The sequence below is a fragment of the Adlercreutzia sp. ZJ304 genome (assembly GCF_011039075.1).
In the GTDB taxonomy this organism is placed as follows: Bacteria; Actinomycetota; Coriobacteriia; order Coriobacteriales; family Eggerthellaceae; genus Adlercreutzia_A.
This window is the reverse complement of sequence record NZ_JAAKEG010000011.1, coordinates 25,202-40,230: the sequence shown is the minus strand read 5'-3', so window position 1 is coordinate 40,230 and position 15,029 is coordinate 25,202. Positions and strand designations below refer to the sequence as shown.

14 protein-coding genes are annotated in these 15,029 nt (G+C 46.7%); 12 read left to right on the top strand and 2 right to left on the bottom strand.

Translation table 11 applies throughout. The features are described from left to right. Window positions 1-7 precede the first annotated feature (7 nt). Window positions 8-1,075 (bottom strand): ABC transporter substrate-binding protein, encoded by a 1,068-nt coding sequence (locus tag G7Y46_RS07050; protein ID WP_165253579.1) that lies wholly within the window; start codon window positions 1,073-1,075, stop codon window positions 8-10. A gap of 114 nt (window positions 1,076-1,189) precedes the next feature. Here G7Y46_RS07050 and G7Y46_RS07045 point away from each other — a divergent pair, with 114 nt between their 5' ends. Genes G7Y46_RS07045 through ribE form a run of 4 tightly spaced genes read left to right on the top strand, consistent with a single transcriptional unit; the run spans window position 1,190 to window position 4,390 of the window. Further along, a complete protein-coding gene (locus G7Y46_RS07045; protein ID WP_165062796.1) occupies window positions 1,190-2,074 on the top strand; it encodes a DUF362 domain-containing protein in 885 nt (294 codons plus the stop codon). A 37-nt stretch (window positions 2,075-2,111) separates the two neighbouring features. Then, a complete protein-coding gene (gene ribD / locus G7Y46_RS07040) occupies window positions 2,112-3,239 on the top strand; it encodes a bifunctional diaminohydroxyphosphoribosylaminopyrimidine deaminase/5-amino-6-(5-phosphoribosylamino)uracil reductase RibD (protein WP_165253577.1) in 1,128 nt (375 codons plus the stop codon). 8 nt (window positions 3,240-3,247) lie between these two features. Then, entirely contained in the window at window positions 3,248-3,910 is a 663-nt protein-coding gene (locus tag G7Y46_RS07035; RefSeq protein WP_165253575.1) for a riboflavin synthase, read from the top strand. Between the two features lie 15 nt (window positions 3,911-3,925). Beyond that, entirely contained in the window at window positions 3,926-4,390 is a 465-nt protein-coding gene (gene ribE / locus G7Y46_RS07030; protein WP_165253573.1) for a 6,7-dimethyl-8-ribityllumazine synthase, read from the top strand. Window positions 4,391-4,489: 99 nt separating this feature from the next. On the opposite strand, the gene G7Y46_RS07025 is transcribed toward ribE, so the two are convergent. Next, entirely contained in the window at window positions 4,490-5,053 is a 564-nt protein-coding gene (locus G7Y46_RS07025; RefSeq protein WP_165253571.1) for a hypothetical protein, read from the bottom strand. A gap of 207 nt (window positions 5,054-5,260) precedes the next feature. On the opposite strand from G7Y46_RS07025, the gene G7Y46_RS07020 reads away from it, so the two are divergent. From G7Y46_RS07020 to G7Y46_RS06985, 8 genes are all read left to right on the top strand, one after another. Then, complete coding sequence (locus G7Y46_RS07020; protein ID WP_165062791.1) at window positions 5,261-6,067, top strand: UTP--glucose-1-phosphate uridylyltransferase; 807 nt, start codon at window positions 5,261-5,263, stop codon at window positions 6,065-6,067. Window positions 6,068-6,316: 249 nt separating this feature from the next. Then, entirely contained in the window at window positions 6,317-7,645 is a 1,329-nt protein-coding gene (locus G7Y46_RS07015; RefSeq protein WP_165253569.1) for a replication-associated recombination protein A, read from the top strand. 124 nt (window positions 7,646-7,769) lie between these two features. After that, complete coding sequence (locus G7Y46_RS07010; protein ID WP_165253567.1) at window positions 7,770-8,357, top strand: DUF948 domain-containing protein; 588 nt, start codon at window positions 7,770-7,772, stop codon at window positions 8,355-8,357. Beyond that, window positions 8,344-9,699: an AI-2E family transporter gene (locus tag G7Y46_RS07005; RefSeq protein ID WP_165253565.1), complete on the top strand. Its 1,356-nt coding sequence runs from the start codon at window positions 8,344-8,346 to the stop codon at window positions 9,697-9,699. Before G7Y46_RS07010 ends, G7Y46_RS07005 begins: the two co-directional genes overlap by 14 nt. 96 nt (window positions 9,700-9,795) lie before the next feature. Beyond that, entirely contained in the window at window positions 9,796-12,432 is a 2,637-nt protein-coding gene (gene alaS / locus G7Y46_RS07000; RefSeq protein WP_165253563.1) for an alanine--tRNA ligase, read from the top strand. Window positions 12,433-12,517: 85 nt separating this feature from the next. Then, window positions 12,518-12,943 carry a Holliday junction resolvase RuvX gene (ruvX, locus tag G7Y46_RS06995; RefSeq protein WP_165253561.1) on the top strand — a complete coding sequence of 142 codons (426 nt, stop codon included), beginning with the start codon at window positions 12,518-12,520 and terminating at the stop codon, window positions 12,941-12,943. A 3-nt stretch (window positions 12,944-12,946) separates the two neighbouring features. Further along, the gene (gene mltG / locus G7Y46_RS06990; protein ID WP_165062785.1) at window positions 12,947-14,065 is read left to right on the top strand and encodes an endolytic transglycosylase MltG; all 1,119 of its coding nucleotides are present in this window, start codon (window positions 12,947-12,949) and stop codon (window positions 14,063-14,065) included. A gap of 26 nt (window positions 14,066-14,091) precedes the next feature. Then, entirely contained in the window at window positions 14,092-15,015 is a 924-nt protein-coding gene (locus tag G7Y46_RS06985) for a shikimate dehydrogenase (RefSeq protein WP_241157089.1), read from the top strand. The last annotated feature ends 14 nt before the right edge of the window (window positions 15,016-15,029 follow it).

Below are 15,029 nucleotides of genomic sequence, written 5' to 3'. Positions count from 1 at the left end.
TCTGACTTTACGCTGCTTTTACTTCTAGCACGCCGCTAGCATCGTCGTATGTCACCTTACCGCCGTATCCTTTTGCAACCATCCACTCCAGTACGGGTTGCACCATGTCGCCGCTAGGATGCGCAAGTTCGCCATTGTGTAGCGCCATCGGGTATGAACTTATAGGATATGTGTCGGCTATGGCGGAATTCAAGTTTGCTTTTTCCACTAGCAGCGCTCGGTATTGGTTAGGGTTAGCTGCCAAGGCGCTTACTCCTGCATCCCATATCTGTGCTACATCTAGCACTCCCTGAGCGTTAGCTTCACTCCATTTTGTTCGCGCCACCATAACTGATTGCGATATATTTTCACCCTGCGTATCGTCAGCTATTACTTTCATTCCACTTGCTTCTCCAAGTGCCAGCATTGAAGCAGGAAGTGCCGCTGCAAGTAACTGTCCGGAAGCTACTAGGCTATATCTGTCGGGTAAGCTGGCTACTTCTTGTACAGGAATACCGTCTACACCAGCTTCTTCGCATAATTTATCGAATACATATTCGGGAACCGTGTTAGATCCAACCCCTACGCCTTGCGAATCGCCAGATCCTTCCGAAGCTGTGTAGTCTGCAAGTTCCTGCAAGTTGTTATACGGTGCGTCTGCCGCTGCCAGTACGCCAAAGCGCCCCTGATCGGCGGTTTCTCCAAGCGTTACCCATTCAAGAGTCGTGTCTATGCCGCTTTCAGTTAACTTAGCGGCGCGCATTATGTCAGTCATCGCCATGTCTACATCGCCTGATGTAATGGCAGCAGACAAAGCCTGTGCGGAATCGAATGTAACCACTTCTACTCGCATGCCATTTTCTGTTGTGAAATTCTCTTGCTCGGCTACCCAAAGTGGCAATATATCTTCAGTTGGCATAGTTCCCACGCGAACTACTTGGGAATTTGCGTCGGCGCTCGCGGTTTCGCCGATGTCTGCACTTGTGCCGCCTGTGCCTGAACTTGCGCATCCGGTAAGCACGCATAAGCCTGTTACTGCAGCTAATATAAGACATACAAGCGCTATGCTTGCACCTTTTAGCTTGCCCAAAATCATATAAGCTCCTTTAGGTATGCTATGTAGTTCTAAACCAGCATACGCTTGTATTACTTCGCATGCCGAAACGTTGTATCATTCAGGCATAAGATTTTATATGAAAGGAGCGCTAGTATGGCGAAATCCAAAGTCTATTTCACCAAAGATATCTCTCCGGAATCGGTAATTAGAGCCTATGATGCGCTGGGTGTACAGCTTCCCGGTAAAGTTGCTGTAAAAGTGCACTCCGGCGAAGAGGGCAACCAGAATTACTTACACCCAGAATTTATGCGCCCTATGGTTCAGGCTGTAGATGGCACCATAGTGGAATGCAACACCGCATATGACGGCGCGCGCGACACTACCGAAAAGCACGAAAAGCTTATGGCTGCGCATGGCTGGAGCAAATATTTTGACGTAGACATTATGGATTCAGAAGGCCCCGACGTAGTATTCCCCATAAAAAATGGGCGCGTGTTGAAGGAAAACTTGGTTGGCAAACACATAATGAATTACGAATCTATGTTGGTGCTTAGTCATTTTAAGGGGCACCCTATGGGTGGTTTTGGCGGAGCGCTTAAACAGCTGTCTATCGGGTGTGCGTCTAATGCTGGCAAGGTGAATATTCATACTGGTGGCGCATCGCTTTTGCAGGCTGAATTCTGGGATAAGCACGCCAAGCAGGACGATTTTCTGGAAGGTATGGCTGAGGCTGCCGAAACGGTAGTTTCTCATTTTGCGGGCAATTTGGCATATGTCAGCATAGCCGTTAACCTGTCGGTCGATTGCGATTGTTGCGCTAAGGCGGAAGACCCATGTATGGCAGATATTGGCATTTTTGCCTCGACAGATCCTGTAGCAATAGATCAGGCATGCATTGATGCGGTTCTGAATTCCACCGATCCGGGTCGCGATCATCTGCTTGAGCGTATAGATTCCAAGAATGGTCGCAAAATTATAGACGATGCGGCGCGTTTGGGATGCGGCAGTAAAGATTACGACCTTATAGAAATCGATTAGTCGCTTGCTGGTCTGTGCGCTAACTTAGGAAATTTAGATGGCTGACCAAAAATATATGCTGCTTGCCATTGAATTGGCAGCGCATGGTCGCGGTTGGGTTAATCCTAATCCGCAGGTTGGCTGTGTTATTGTGAAAGACAATCGCATAATAGGTCAAGGGTGGCACACAAAATTCGGAGCGCTTCATGCAGAACGTGAGGCGCTTCTTTCATGCAAGCGGGCAGGAGAGGACACGCTTGGCGCTACGGCGTATGTCACTTTGGAACCATGTTGCCATACTGGCAAGCAACCACCTTGTTGCGATGCGCTTATAGAAGCGGGCATATCGCGCGTAGTTGTGGGCTCGTCCGATCCAAATCCGCTTGTTGCAGGGCGCGGCATTGCAAGATTGCGCAGCGCTGGCATAAAGGTAGACGAAGGTGTACTGCGCAGCGAATGTGACGCTTTGAACATGCCGTTCTTTCATTTTGTAACCACTGGAAAGCCTCTTGTTATTGCTAAATTCGCCACTACGCTAGATGGCAAAATAGCCACGCTAACGGGCGAATCAAAGTGGATTACGGGAGTTGAGGCACGAGCGCGCGTACATACTGACCGCGCAAGATATGCTGCTGTCATGGTTGGTGTGAATACAGTTCTTGCCGATAATCCCATGCTGAATGCGCGCGGTGCGGGTAACAATGCGCACCAGCCGACAAGAGTTGTTTGCGACACGCGCCTGCGCACGCCAATAAACAGCAATATTGTTAGCAGTGCCAATAGTATTTCTACTGTCATAGCTACATGCAATGAAGATGCGCTTTTGCACGAACAATACAAGCAATTCGGTTGCACAATCTTAAATGTTTCGCAAAACCGAGAAGGCCACATCTGCTTAGACGATCTTTTGTGCAAGTTGGGCAAGATGAATCTTGATAGTGTCATTGTCGAAGGGGGTTCAACTTTAATGGGCGCCATGTTCGATGGTGGCTATGTAGATAGGGTACAGGCATACATTGCTCCAAAGATATTTGGCGGCTCTCTTGCGCCATCTCCTGTAGGCGGTACAGGTTGCATACTGCCCGCCGACGCTACCGAATTGAAAAACATTTCAGTTTCCAGCCTTGGATGCGATATCCTCATAGAAGGCGATGTGGTATCAAATCGGCATCAGACCCAAAACTAGGAGGGCGCATGTTCACGGGAATAATAGAAGAAGTTGGGTCTGTGCGCAGCATAAAAACTGGCGCGCGAGGTGCCACAATATCTATCGCGGCGCAAAGTGTGCTTTCTGGAACAGAAATTGGCGATAGTATTGCCGTAAATGGCGTGTGTCTAACTGTACGCAGTTTAGATGCTTCGGGTTTTGTAGCCGATGTTATGCCCGAGACTTGTGCGCGATCCACTTTAGGTACCCTCCGATGCGCCGATGCGGTTAATTTGGAACGCGCATTGCGGCTGGCGGACAGATTGGGTGGTCATATAGTTTCTGGGCATATTGATTCTACCGGACAAATTAAGTCCATTACGCAAGATGACAATGCGGTGCGCATTCGCGTTGCAGCCAATGCGCAAACTATGAAATATGTAGTTGAAAAAGGTTCCGTTGCGCTAGACGGAATAAGCCTAACAGTTGCATTAATCACAGATTCGTCGTTTGAGGTTTCTATTATTCCGCACACATTCGAAAACACCACTCTTTCATCTAAGCGCGTAAACGACAAACTTAATATAGAGTGCGATATTATTGGCAAATACGTCGAAAAACTAATTGCGCCAAGCAAATGTCAAGCGGATCGCTCGGCGCAACATAGCAACGGTATAAGTAAGGAATTTTTAGCCGAGATGGGCTTTTAGCGAAAGGAAAGCAGCATGGCTGTATTTGAAGGGAAAGTTGTAAGTCAAGGTGTGCGCGTAGGTATTGTGGCATCGCGATTCAACGAGTTCATAACCGCAAAACTACTTAGTGGTGCGATGGATTCGCTTGTGCGACACGATGTGGCAGAATCCGACATAGATATAGCTTGGGTGCCGGGCGCTTTCGAAATTCCACTTATCGCAAAACGTATGGCGCACAGCGGTAATTACGATGCGGTAATTTGCTTAGGTGCGGTTATACGTGGTGCTACCAGCCATTACGATTATGTATGTGCCGAGGTCAGCAAGGGCATAGCTCATGTTTCTCTTGAATCGGATGTGCCGGTTATGTTTGGCATTTTAACTACAGACACAATAGAGCAAGCCATAGAGCGCGCCGGCAGCAAAGCGGGCAACAAGGGTAGCGAATGTGCGGAAGGCGCTATAGAGATGGTCAATCTTTTGCGTGCAATGGAATAATTTATTGCGCTACCTAAAACAAGCGGGACTGGAACTTTTGTTTCCAGTCCCGCTATCTAGGTTTATCTCAGCGGTACCCCAAATTTTAATATAGGTTGTTTATTCGTTTGCAAATACGATACTGTCTAAGCTAGCCAAAGAAGCATCGCCCTTTACGGGTTCCCATACATTATCTTTAAGAGTGTATTCAATATCGGCATTCTCGGTAATTATTTCGCATTCATCAAATGCTTGCATTACCTTTTCTCCAAGCGCTGTAGTGGCTTCTTCTTCAGTCATTTCTGCAAATGCAGGGTCACTTGTAATGCCTGAAATAACGTCATTCATACGATTTTCAAAATCGGTGTAACTTTTCGAAGTTATGCTTACAGAAGCTGTGGCATTGTTGCCATTAACAACTATTTTATCAATGCTGTAATCAAATCCATCTAAAACAGCAGCTGCGAACTCTTGGGAATCTATGCCCATTTCGTCTAAACCTTCACTTTCGGCTACTGTTGCCAGTTCGGTCATTGCCGCCTCATCAGCATTTTTATACTTATCTAGCTGTTTTGTCAGGCTATCCCGGATAAGTTGTTCGCTGTTTTGCCCCGCACATCCGACCGTACAGAGCACACCTGCAGCCAAAATACCTGCTGCGATAAGCGCTAGAACTTTCTTCATTTCTCTATCTCCTTTATTTATGAGGGTGTTGTTCCCACACAACCCATATACAGCTTATTCTACTTTTACGTAGATATTTACAATGTTGCGCTAAACACAAATTAACGGCGCGTTATTTACGCGGATAAATCGATGTTAGTTGTCTAATTTCGTTTATCGTCTGCTGTATTATTGTTGCATTCGCTCTATTAGAAAGGAATCGTATATATGAAAGCGATAATTCCTGCCGCGGGTCTTGGAACTCGGTTTTTGCCAGCCACTAAAGCTGTTCCGAAAGAAATGTTGCTTGTGGCAGATAGACCTGCCATTCAGTATGTGGTCGAAGAAGGGCTAGCAAGTGCGGCAGATGAAGTAGTTATCGTGAATTCACGCGAAAAGCGTGCGATAGAAGAGCATTTCTCGCCCAATCCAGAATTGGTGGCGCTTCTGCGCGAGCGTGGCAAAAATGAATACGCCGATGTTGTTGAATATGTTGGAAATTTGAACGTAACTTACGTATATCAAGACGAGGCGCTAGGTCTTGGGCATGCCGTATTGTGCGCTGCTGATGCTTGTGCAGGCGAGCCTTTCTATGTACTTCTTGGTGATGTACTAGTGCCTAACAACAACATGCTTCCCGCCATGCAGGAAGTATCAGATGCTCACGGCGGAGCTAGTGTTATAGCTGTTATGCCTGTTCCCGATGAAGAAGTTAGTCGCTTCGGAGTTATAGCAGGTGCAGAAGTATCAGACGGGGTTTGGAAAATAGACGCGCTTGTTGAGAAGCCGGCGCTTGAAGATGCGCCTTCTAATCTGGCTGTATTTGGGCGCTACTTGCTTACTCCACGTGTGATGGAGCTTCTATCTGATGTAAAGCCCGGCGTTGGTGGTGAAATTCAACTTACAGATGCGCTAGATGCGCTTTTGGCTGAAGAAGAAATGTATGCTTTAGTTATAGATCCGAAAGATGGTTTTGATACAGGCACCGTTTCGTCTTGGCTTGATACCAACAACGTGCTTTTTAATCGGAAGTAAAAGTGGTGCCCCCTAAATGGAGGCACCTGAGGAGGGGATGATGCGGTTACCCTCAACTCACGCTTTCAAGGGGTAAAGCGCCCAAGCAATTGAAGTAACCGTGCCTATGAGTATATGAAATTCATTTGAATTCCGTATGATGGGTTTCTGGACAGATTGTGGATTCCGTTTTTTTTGGCTATGTCTTAAAGCGCTATTGAAGGGATAAAACATTTGTACGAATTTGGTATAAATGATAACATCTAGCATATGGAAACAGCTAGTCTTTTTACAGAAATGGAAGATGCAAATCGTATGAGTGTCGCTCCGCTTGCGGTGCGTATGCGTCCGCGTGCGTTGGAAGATATTGTCGGTCAGCAAGATGCGGTTGGTACGGGAAGCTGGCTGCGCAGCGCCATAGAAAACGATTCGCTTAGCTCTGTTGTATTGTTTGGACCGGCGGGTACTGGTAAAACTTCCATTGCGCATGTTATTGCTAATAGCACCCAAGCTACATTTGTGGAAGTTTCTGCTGTGGGTGGCACAGTTAGCGACTTGCGGCGCGAAATATCTGCAGCTCAAAAGCGTTTAAGCTCTAGGGGCATGCGTACAATACTTTTTGTCGATGAGATACATCGTTTCAATCGCAGCCAGCAAGACGCTTTGCTGCATGCTGTAGAAGACCGTACTGTTGTATTGGTTGGCGCTACTACTGAAAACCCTTACTTCGAAGTGAATTCCGCACTTCTTTCTAGAAGCAGGGTGGTGGAATTGCACTCGCTTTCCGATGCTGATATATGCAGTCTTATAGATTTAGCGCTTACTGATGAGCGTGGACTTAATAGTGCGTTTGCAATAGACGATGCTGCCAAAGATGCCATAACGCTTCTTGCTGCAGGCGATGGGCGGGCTGCACTTAACACGCTAGAATTAGCCTCGCAGCTAGCTTTAAGCACCAACAAAAATAAGGCTACACCTGCTCTTATAACCGAGCAAATGGTTTGCAGCGCAACACCGCATCGTGGGCTTCCCTACGATAAAAATAAAGATCAACACTACGACATAATATCTGCATTTATAAAGTCTATGCGCGGCAGCGATCCTGATGCTGCCCTGTATTGGTTGGCTCGCATGATAGAAGGCGGGGAAGACCCTAAATTTATAGCGCGCCGCATATTTATTTTAGCTGCGGAAGACATAGGTAACGCCGATCCTCAGGCGTTGCTTATAGCTGAGGCTGCATTTCGTTCTGCCGAGGTTATAGGGTATCCAGAATGTCAGTTAATACTGGCGCAGGCTGCTACATATATGGCCCTTGCGCCGAAGTCGAATGCAGCGTGCGGCATTTTTGATGCTTTGAGCGAAGTGCGCAAGGGTCCGCTGCGTAAAGTGCCTGATTATCTGCGCGACAGGCATCGTCCGGGTTCTGAAAACTACGGGAAGTATAAATATCCGCACAATTATCCAGGTGGCTGGGTTGACCAGCAATATTTGCCCGATGGTCTAAAGCGAGGCGCTTTTTGGCATCCGGGAGATCGCGGCTGGGAGGCTTATCGCACAGAAGCCACACTGAGAGATCGCGATATTACCGAAGATTAACATTTTTCGTCATATTCTTTACAACATTTTAACTTGCTGTCGAATATGATATAAAAACCAGCTGCGCAGGCATAGAATGTAATAATGTAGTAAGCGCGTTTGATGTGTGAAGGAGGGCTGCGCAATGGATATATTGAATATGATACTACCGATAGTTTATATCGTTGTAGGTGTGGCGCTTATTTGGTTTGTTGTGGAACTGGCGCTGACCATTAGAAAGACTCGCAGCACTGTAGAAGATATGCAAAAACAAATCGAGCCAACGCTGGCGAATGTTGAGCAACTAACAAGTGATGCGAAACCTCTTGTAGAGCGCGTTTCTCTTACGGTCGATGCTGCAAATTTGGAAATTATGCGTGTAGATGAAATTCTCCAAGATGTTAGCAGCATAACTGGCACCGCATCGAAAACTGTCACCGCGGTAGACAATGTAACCAGTGCTCCACTCGATCTTGTTAGTTCATTCACGAACAAGGTTCGCGATAAATTCGCTCCAAAGCGCGCATCAGATATATCTAAAGAAATAGGGGAGGCTAAAGCCGATTCCTGCAATACAACTTCTGCGAATACCGATGCATCTGCTAACTCCAAAGAAGTTACTACAGAAAAGCCTGTGGTCAGCGGTTATGTTCCAATTGATTCTGAAGAAAAAGCTGAGGATGTTTCGGTTGCAGATGTATCTGCGGATGGGGCATTAGATGAATCAGAATAACGACGGCGCATCTGGGCATATTGGACATATAGAAGAATTGAAAGCGACTGGGCTTCAATCAAAGAAGCTGCAGTCGCTTCCTAATTTTTCGGGTGACAGAGTGCGTAAATGGTTTATGGGCGTATGGACGGCTATAGGTGCCATAATTTTAGTCGGAGTTATCGTTTACCTTCTAAATGTATTGGCGCTGCCCGTCAGTATGCTTATTTGGACTTTGGTGTTCATTTTCTGTCTTAGAGGTCTAGTTAATGGATTCGGGCAAAAAATGAATAGAGCGCTTGCCACCACGCTTGCGTATGTAGTTATGTTCGTTCTTCTTGCAATAGTTGGAATTCTTATGTTCTCGCCGATGTTCGGTTTGAACAGTCAATTTGTGAATTTACTAGAAAGTGTTCCTGTATATATAGCAGACTTGACGCGTTGGCTAAGCGAAACATATTCGAAGTATTCGACATGGCTGGAAAACGATACTGTTAGAAATATGGTAGAGAGTGTAGGGACATCGGTTTCTAGCTGGGCATCTTCTATGGCATCTGGAGCCGCTAATACTGTAGTTGACATAGGTGCTTCAGTTGCAAACGCATTTATGGCTATAGGTTTTGCCATGGTAGTTGCATTCTGGATTCTTATGGAATTGCCAGATATTAAAAGAGAAGCTAAAAGGCTTATAAGCCCGAAGTTCTACGACGATGCAGAATTTCTACACATTACATTTACGCGCATAATTGGCGGCTATATAAAAGGAATGTTTTTGCAATGCTTGCTTATTGGCGTTGCTTGCGGATTTTTGTTTGCGGCGTTGGGCATTCCTAATGCGCCGGCTTTGGGTGTTATTACTGGCATAACTAATATCGTTCCTATTGTAGGTCCGTGGATCGGCGGAATTATCGCTGCTATTCCAGCCATATTTGTAAGTCCGCTAACCGCCGTTGTTGCAATAGTGGGTTTGGTTATTATTCAGTGGTTTGTCTACACGTTCGTTAGTCCCAGAATAATGTCTAGCTCAGTAGATGTGCATCCCGCTCTTACGCTTGTTGCAATGATGTTTGGATCTGCTATTGGTGGTGCCATGAGCGGGCTTCTTGGATCGCTTGTGGGAATGCTTTTGGCTATTCCCGCTGTTGCCGTAATAAAAGCGTGCTTTGTTTACTATTTTGAGAAACATACTGGTCGTCAAGCGGTTTCGGCAGATGGTGTATTCTTTAGGGGAACCCCGCATGAAGTGGATGGTGAAGCCCATCCTCTAAGCGATGCCACATCTGCGCGTCCCTACGACGAAAGCAAAGATAGCTTCAAGGCGAAGCTTAAAGGGCTTATAAAGAAAAAAGATAAACAGAAATAGCTAGCCGTTACCGAAGTGGTATTTGGTGTGTTGTCATATATTCATACACTGGTAATATAATGCTTTCGTACATACTTCCGCGATGAAAGATAGCCGATGAAATATATGACAACTGCCCAGATACGTGAAGCGTATCTGAATTATTTTGAAGAAAAAGGCAACAAACGCATGCCCTCTTCTTCCTTGATACCAGACGATCCGTCGTTGTTGCTTACCAGCGCCGGTATGGTTCAATTCAAGCCATACTTTCTACAGCAAAAGCAGTTGGAAGAGCCGTATGTGGGAACCACTACTGTGCAAAAATGCGTCCGCACGAACGACATTGACATTATTGGCACTACAGGTCGCCATCTTAGTTTCTTTGAAATGCTTGGAAACTTCAGTTTTGGTAAGTATTTCAAACAGGAAATGTGCTCAATGGCACTAGACTTCAGCGTGAATATCTTGGGTCTGCCAATAGAGAAGCTCTACTTTACTGTGTTTGAGGATGACGATGAAACTATTCAGATTTGGAAGAATTTAGGAGTGCCCGACAGCCATATTTCTCGTCTCGGCGAAGATGACAATTTTTGGCGTGCTGGTCCAACAGGACCTTGTGGACCGTGTTCTGAACTTTACTTTGACCAAGGTCCAAGTTTTGGCTGCGGAAAGCCAGATTGCGCCCCCGGATGCGACTGCGATCGTTTCTTGGAATATTGGAATTGCGTGTTTACTCAATTCGACGGTCAAGAAGACGGCTCGTTTGTTGAGCTGCCGAAGAAAAACATTGATACCGGCATGGGGCTAGAGCGCATTGCTGCCATAATGCAAGGTGTACAAAGCAACTATGAGACAGATGTGTTGCGCAGCTTGGTTGCTGTGGGTGAGCGTCTTGCAGGCGTTAAGTACGGCGAAGATCAAGCTACCGATTTGGCGCTGCGAATAATGGCGGACCACAGCCGTGCGGTTACATTTATGATTGCCGATGGCATACTTCCCAGTAACGAAGGTAGAGGCTATGTGCTTCGCCGCCTGCTGCGCCGTGCCATCATGAAGGCTCATTTGATAGGCATAGAAGGACCGTTCCTCAACGATTATGTCGATGAAATCGTGCGTCTCATGGGAGACGTTTACCCCGAAATAGTGGAAAATAGGGAACTTGAACGCAAACTTATTCTTGCAGAAGAAGAGCGCTTTGGTGCTACCTTAAACCACGGGCAAGCTTATTTAGAGGATGCGTTGTCTAGTTTGGAAGGAAATACACTTTCCGGCAAGACTGCCTTTGTGTTGCACGACACCTATGGTTTCCCTGTAGAAATAACTAGCGAAATAGCCGCTGAGCGCGGAATAGATATTGATATGGATGCCTTCGATGCCGAGATGGCAGCTCAGCGCGAGAGGGCTAGAAGTGCTGGTGCAAAAGATGCCGAGGCTGCTTGGTCTACATATGGCGGAATTTATGCCGATATCTTAAAGGAGCTAGGACCTACGAATTTTGTTGGCTACAACAATATTTGCTTCGATGCCAAAGTTGTAGCGCTTGTGTCCGATGGGCAGCTAGTTAACACTATTTCTGAGGGCACCAGCGGCGACGTTATTTTAGACAGTACGCCTTTCTATGCGGAAATGGGCGGCGAAGTGGGCGACACCGGCTATATTCAAGGCGCTAATATGTGTGCGCGTGTGCTCGATACAACTGCGCCAGAAAAGGGTTTGGTCAGGCACAGCGTTAAAGTTGAAAGTGGCAGCATTTCTGTAGGAGATGCGGTAGAGGCAACAGTTGATGCAAAGCGTCGCGCATCTATTGAACGTAACCACACAGCTACTCATATTCTTCATTCAGCTCTGCGCAAGGTTTTGGGAGAGCATGTGCGGCAGGCTGGAAGCTATGTTGGACCAGACCGGCTGCGTTTCGATTTTACGCATTTTGAAGCGCTTAGTGCAAAGCAAGTGGCTGAAGTGGAACATGTAGCCAATATGGCTGTTATGGAGGCTGTGCCTACCAATATTTACGAAACAACGCTAGACGAGGCGCGCGCGAATGGTGTAACGGCGCTTTTTGGCGAAAAGTACGATTCCGATGTCCGGGTTGTGGAAGCGGGAGATTTCTCGCGTGAGCTATGCGGTGGTTGTCATGTTGGAAACACTGCCGAAATAGGCTTTATAAAAGTTACTGGCGAGACTAGTGTGGGTGCGAATACGCGGCGTATAGAAGCTGTTACCAGTTACGGCGCACTAGAGTACGTTAACAAGATAGAAGCGGAATTGCGTGAAGCAGCAGCCGAATTGAAAGTTCCAATGTTTGATGTTAGCGAACGTACCGCATCCAACCTAAAGAGCTTCAAAGAATTACAACAAGCTGCCAAGCGCGGTAAAGAGGCTGTATCTGACGATGGCATTACCGAATTGCTTGCAACGATTAAGCTATCTAGTGCGGGATACCCTGTTATTATTGCGAAGGCTCCGGCAATTGAGGCTGGCGGTCAGCGTCAACTTTGGGATGTTATGCGTGCACGTATGGACGAACCCGGCGCTATTGTTATTGCGGGCGAAAATGAGGGCAAGGTTATTTTGATGGCAGCTGGCACCGATGAGGCGGTTGCTCGGGGCTTCGACGCTTCCCAGATAATAAAGGCTATTGCGCCAGCCATAGGTGGCGGTGGGGGAGGTAAGCCTTCTATGGCGCAAGCTGGAGGAAAGAATCCTGCTGGCATAGAGGACGCGCTCAATATTGCGCGCGATATGATTTTGTAGCCAGTGTAAGAGCGCTAACACCAGATTTGGCTTGTTGTACCTATCTAGTGTTAGCGCCTTGCAATAGTCTGCTATATTATTTCATATGAGAATAATGGCACTTGACATAGGCGAAAAGCGTATCGGAGTTGCTATTAGCGATCCTGCCGAAAATGTAGCTTCTCCCGTTTGCGTTGTCCCTTATCAGGAAGTAATAACAAATGGAAAGGCTTGGCGACGCATTCTGGAAGACTGGGAACCTGAGTTGTTGGTGTGCGGTCTTCCTCTTACGCTATCGGGTCAGCGTGGAGCGCAGGCAAAGCGCGTATGTGATGCTGCCGAACAAATAGCTAAAAATTGCGCATTGCCGCTGGAATTTACCGATGAGAGGCTAAGCTCTGTCGAAGCAAAACGAAGTTTGCGGGATTTAGGGTATGATGAAGCCGCAATGCGCGGTAAAATCGACATGATAGCAGCTAGTCTGTTTTTGCAGTCTTGGCTGGATTCGCATAAAACGCAGCAAGAAAGGTAGCATATGCCCCTCCGCCAGAAGCAAGTACCTATTTCGTCAACAAATAGTCGTGCTGCTCGTAGCGCCCATGCACGTGCACGGCAAGAGTTTAAAACATACGATACCAGTGCTATACAGCCCAAAAAGTCAAAACTGCCATACGTATTTTTGGTAATTATTCTTGTGGTGGTGGCACTAGCGGTGGCGCTGGTAATATTTGGCTGTCAGCCAAAGCCCGAAGGCTCTCTGCCTGCCGATCAGCAAGCTATTATTACAGTTGAACCGGGTCAGTCGGCTACAGAAGTAGCTGACTCTTTAGTTGACGCTGGACTAATAGGTGATGCTGGGGCTTTCTTAAACCTGCTTAAAGAGCAAGACGCTGCGGCATCTCTAATTCCCGGCGATTATGTCTTTAATGGGAAAACTTCTATGGAAGACATAATTGAGGCTTTAGTGGTGGGACCAACTGCCACGGGGGACACTCTTACGGTTCCCGAGGGCTATACTCGCCAAGCTATAGCTCAGGCAGTACAGGAGGCTACTGGTGGTCGTATAACATACGAGTCATTCTTGGAGGCTTCTCGTGTTGCCAGTTGGTATGTCGAAGAATTCCCGTTTTTAGCCGATGCTGGCGATAATAATTTAGAAGGCTTCTTGTTCCCGAAGACCTACACGATAACAGCTACCGATGATGCCGAATCGCTTGTACGCACTATGCTGCGCCAATATGAAACCGACACAGCAGCAATCGATTGGACTTATCCAGAATCTCAGGGATTAAATCACTACGAAGCGCTTATATTGGCATCAATTGTTGAAAAGGAATCTGCTCCAGATAATCGTGCTACTGTGGCATCGGTTTTCTATAACCGCCTAGCGTCAGAGCGTCCGTATCTAGAATCTGATGCAACTACAGCCTATGAGGTCGGTCACGATCCGTCGGGCGAAGAAGTGCATGCCGATACGCCGTATAGCACCTATTCTAATCCCGGGTTGCCACCTACGCCTATTTGTAATCCGTCTTTAGAGGCACTGCAGGCTATATGCAATCCTGAGCAAACCGACTATATGTATTTCTACTCTGACGAAAATGGTTACACTTTCAGCGTTAGTTATGAAGACCATCAAAAAACGTACAGCTGATTAGCATCTTAGAAGGTTTGCATTAATTGAATAATAACTTATACATACTAGGTCATCCGGTGGCTCATTCGAAATCGCCGGCTATGTATAACGCGCTTTATCAAAAGATGGGGCTTAATTGGGAATATGGCTTCATGGATATTCCTAACAGCGAAGATGCTAGCGCTTTTGTGAATTCTCGTGAATTTTTATCAATGAACATAACTACACCTTGGAAACCTTTGGCTTTTCGTTTCGCAGATATCTCGGCAGCTACAGCGAAGTTGGCGCAAGGGGCGAACTTAGTTGTCTGCAAAGACAAAAACCTATTAGCCTACAATGTTGACGGTCAAGGTTGTGTTTCGTATTTAGAGCGCGCGGGAGCTGCTTTTTTGGGGGCTAGTGTTGTTATTTGTGGTACCGGTCCAACGGCGCTTAGTATTATGCATGAATGCGCGCAGGCTGGTTGCGCAAAAGTAATAATGCTTAGTCGCAGCAAAGACAAAGCACAAGATACAGTGAATCGTTATTTAGACGAATATCGCAATTTGCTGTCTACAGCTATAACCCTGCCGGGTGCTGGTGCGCGTCGTGTGTCGTTTTCCGATGCATACAAGAATACCGAATTTATGTTTGGTTCGTACAGCACTTCCAAACAAGCTATTGCAGATGCTGACATAATAATAGATGCTACTCCACTAGGTATGAAGCCCGACGATCCGTCTCCAATAGATACATCTTTGATACATAAGCGCCAGTTGATATTTGATACTGTATATGGTCATGGGGTAAGCGAGTTGCTGCGCGCTGCCAAAGATGCAGGAGCAAAAGCTCTAAACGGTCAGGGAATGCTGGTGTCGCAAGCTGTGGCAACCGTTGGTATAGTATGCGACATAGAGGAAGTGCAAATTCCGTTCTCTAACAATGAGCTATTCGACATAATGGCTAAAGCTGCTAATTTCGATCTTTAAGTTCAGTGTAGAAT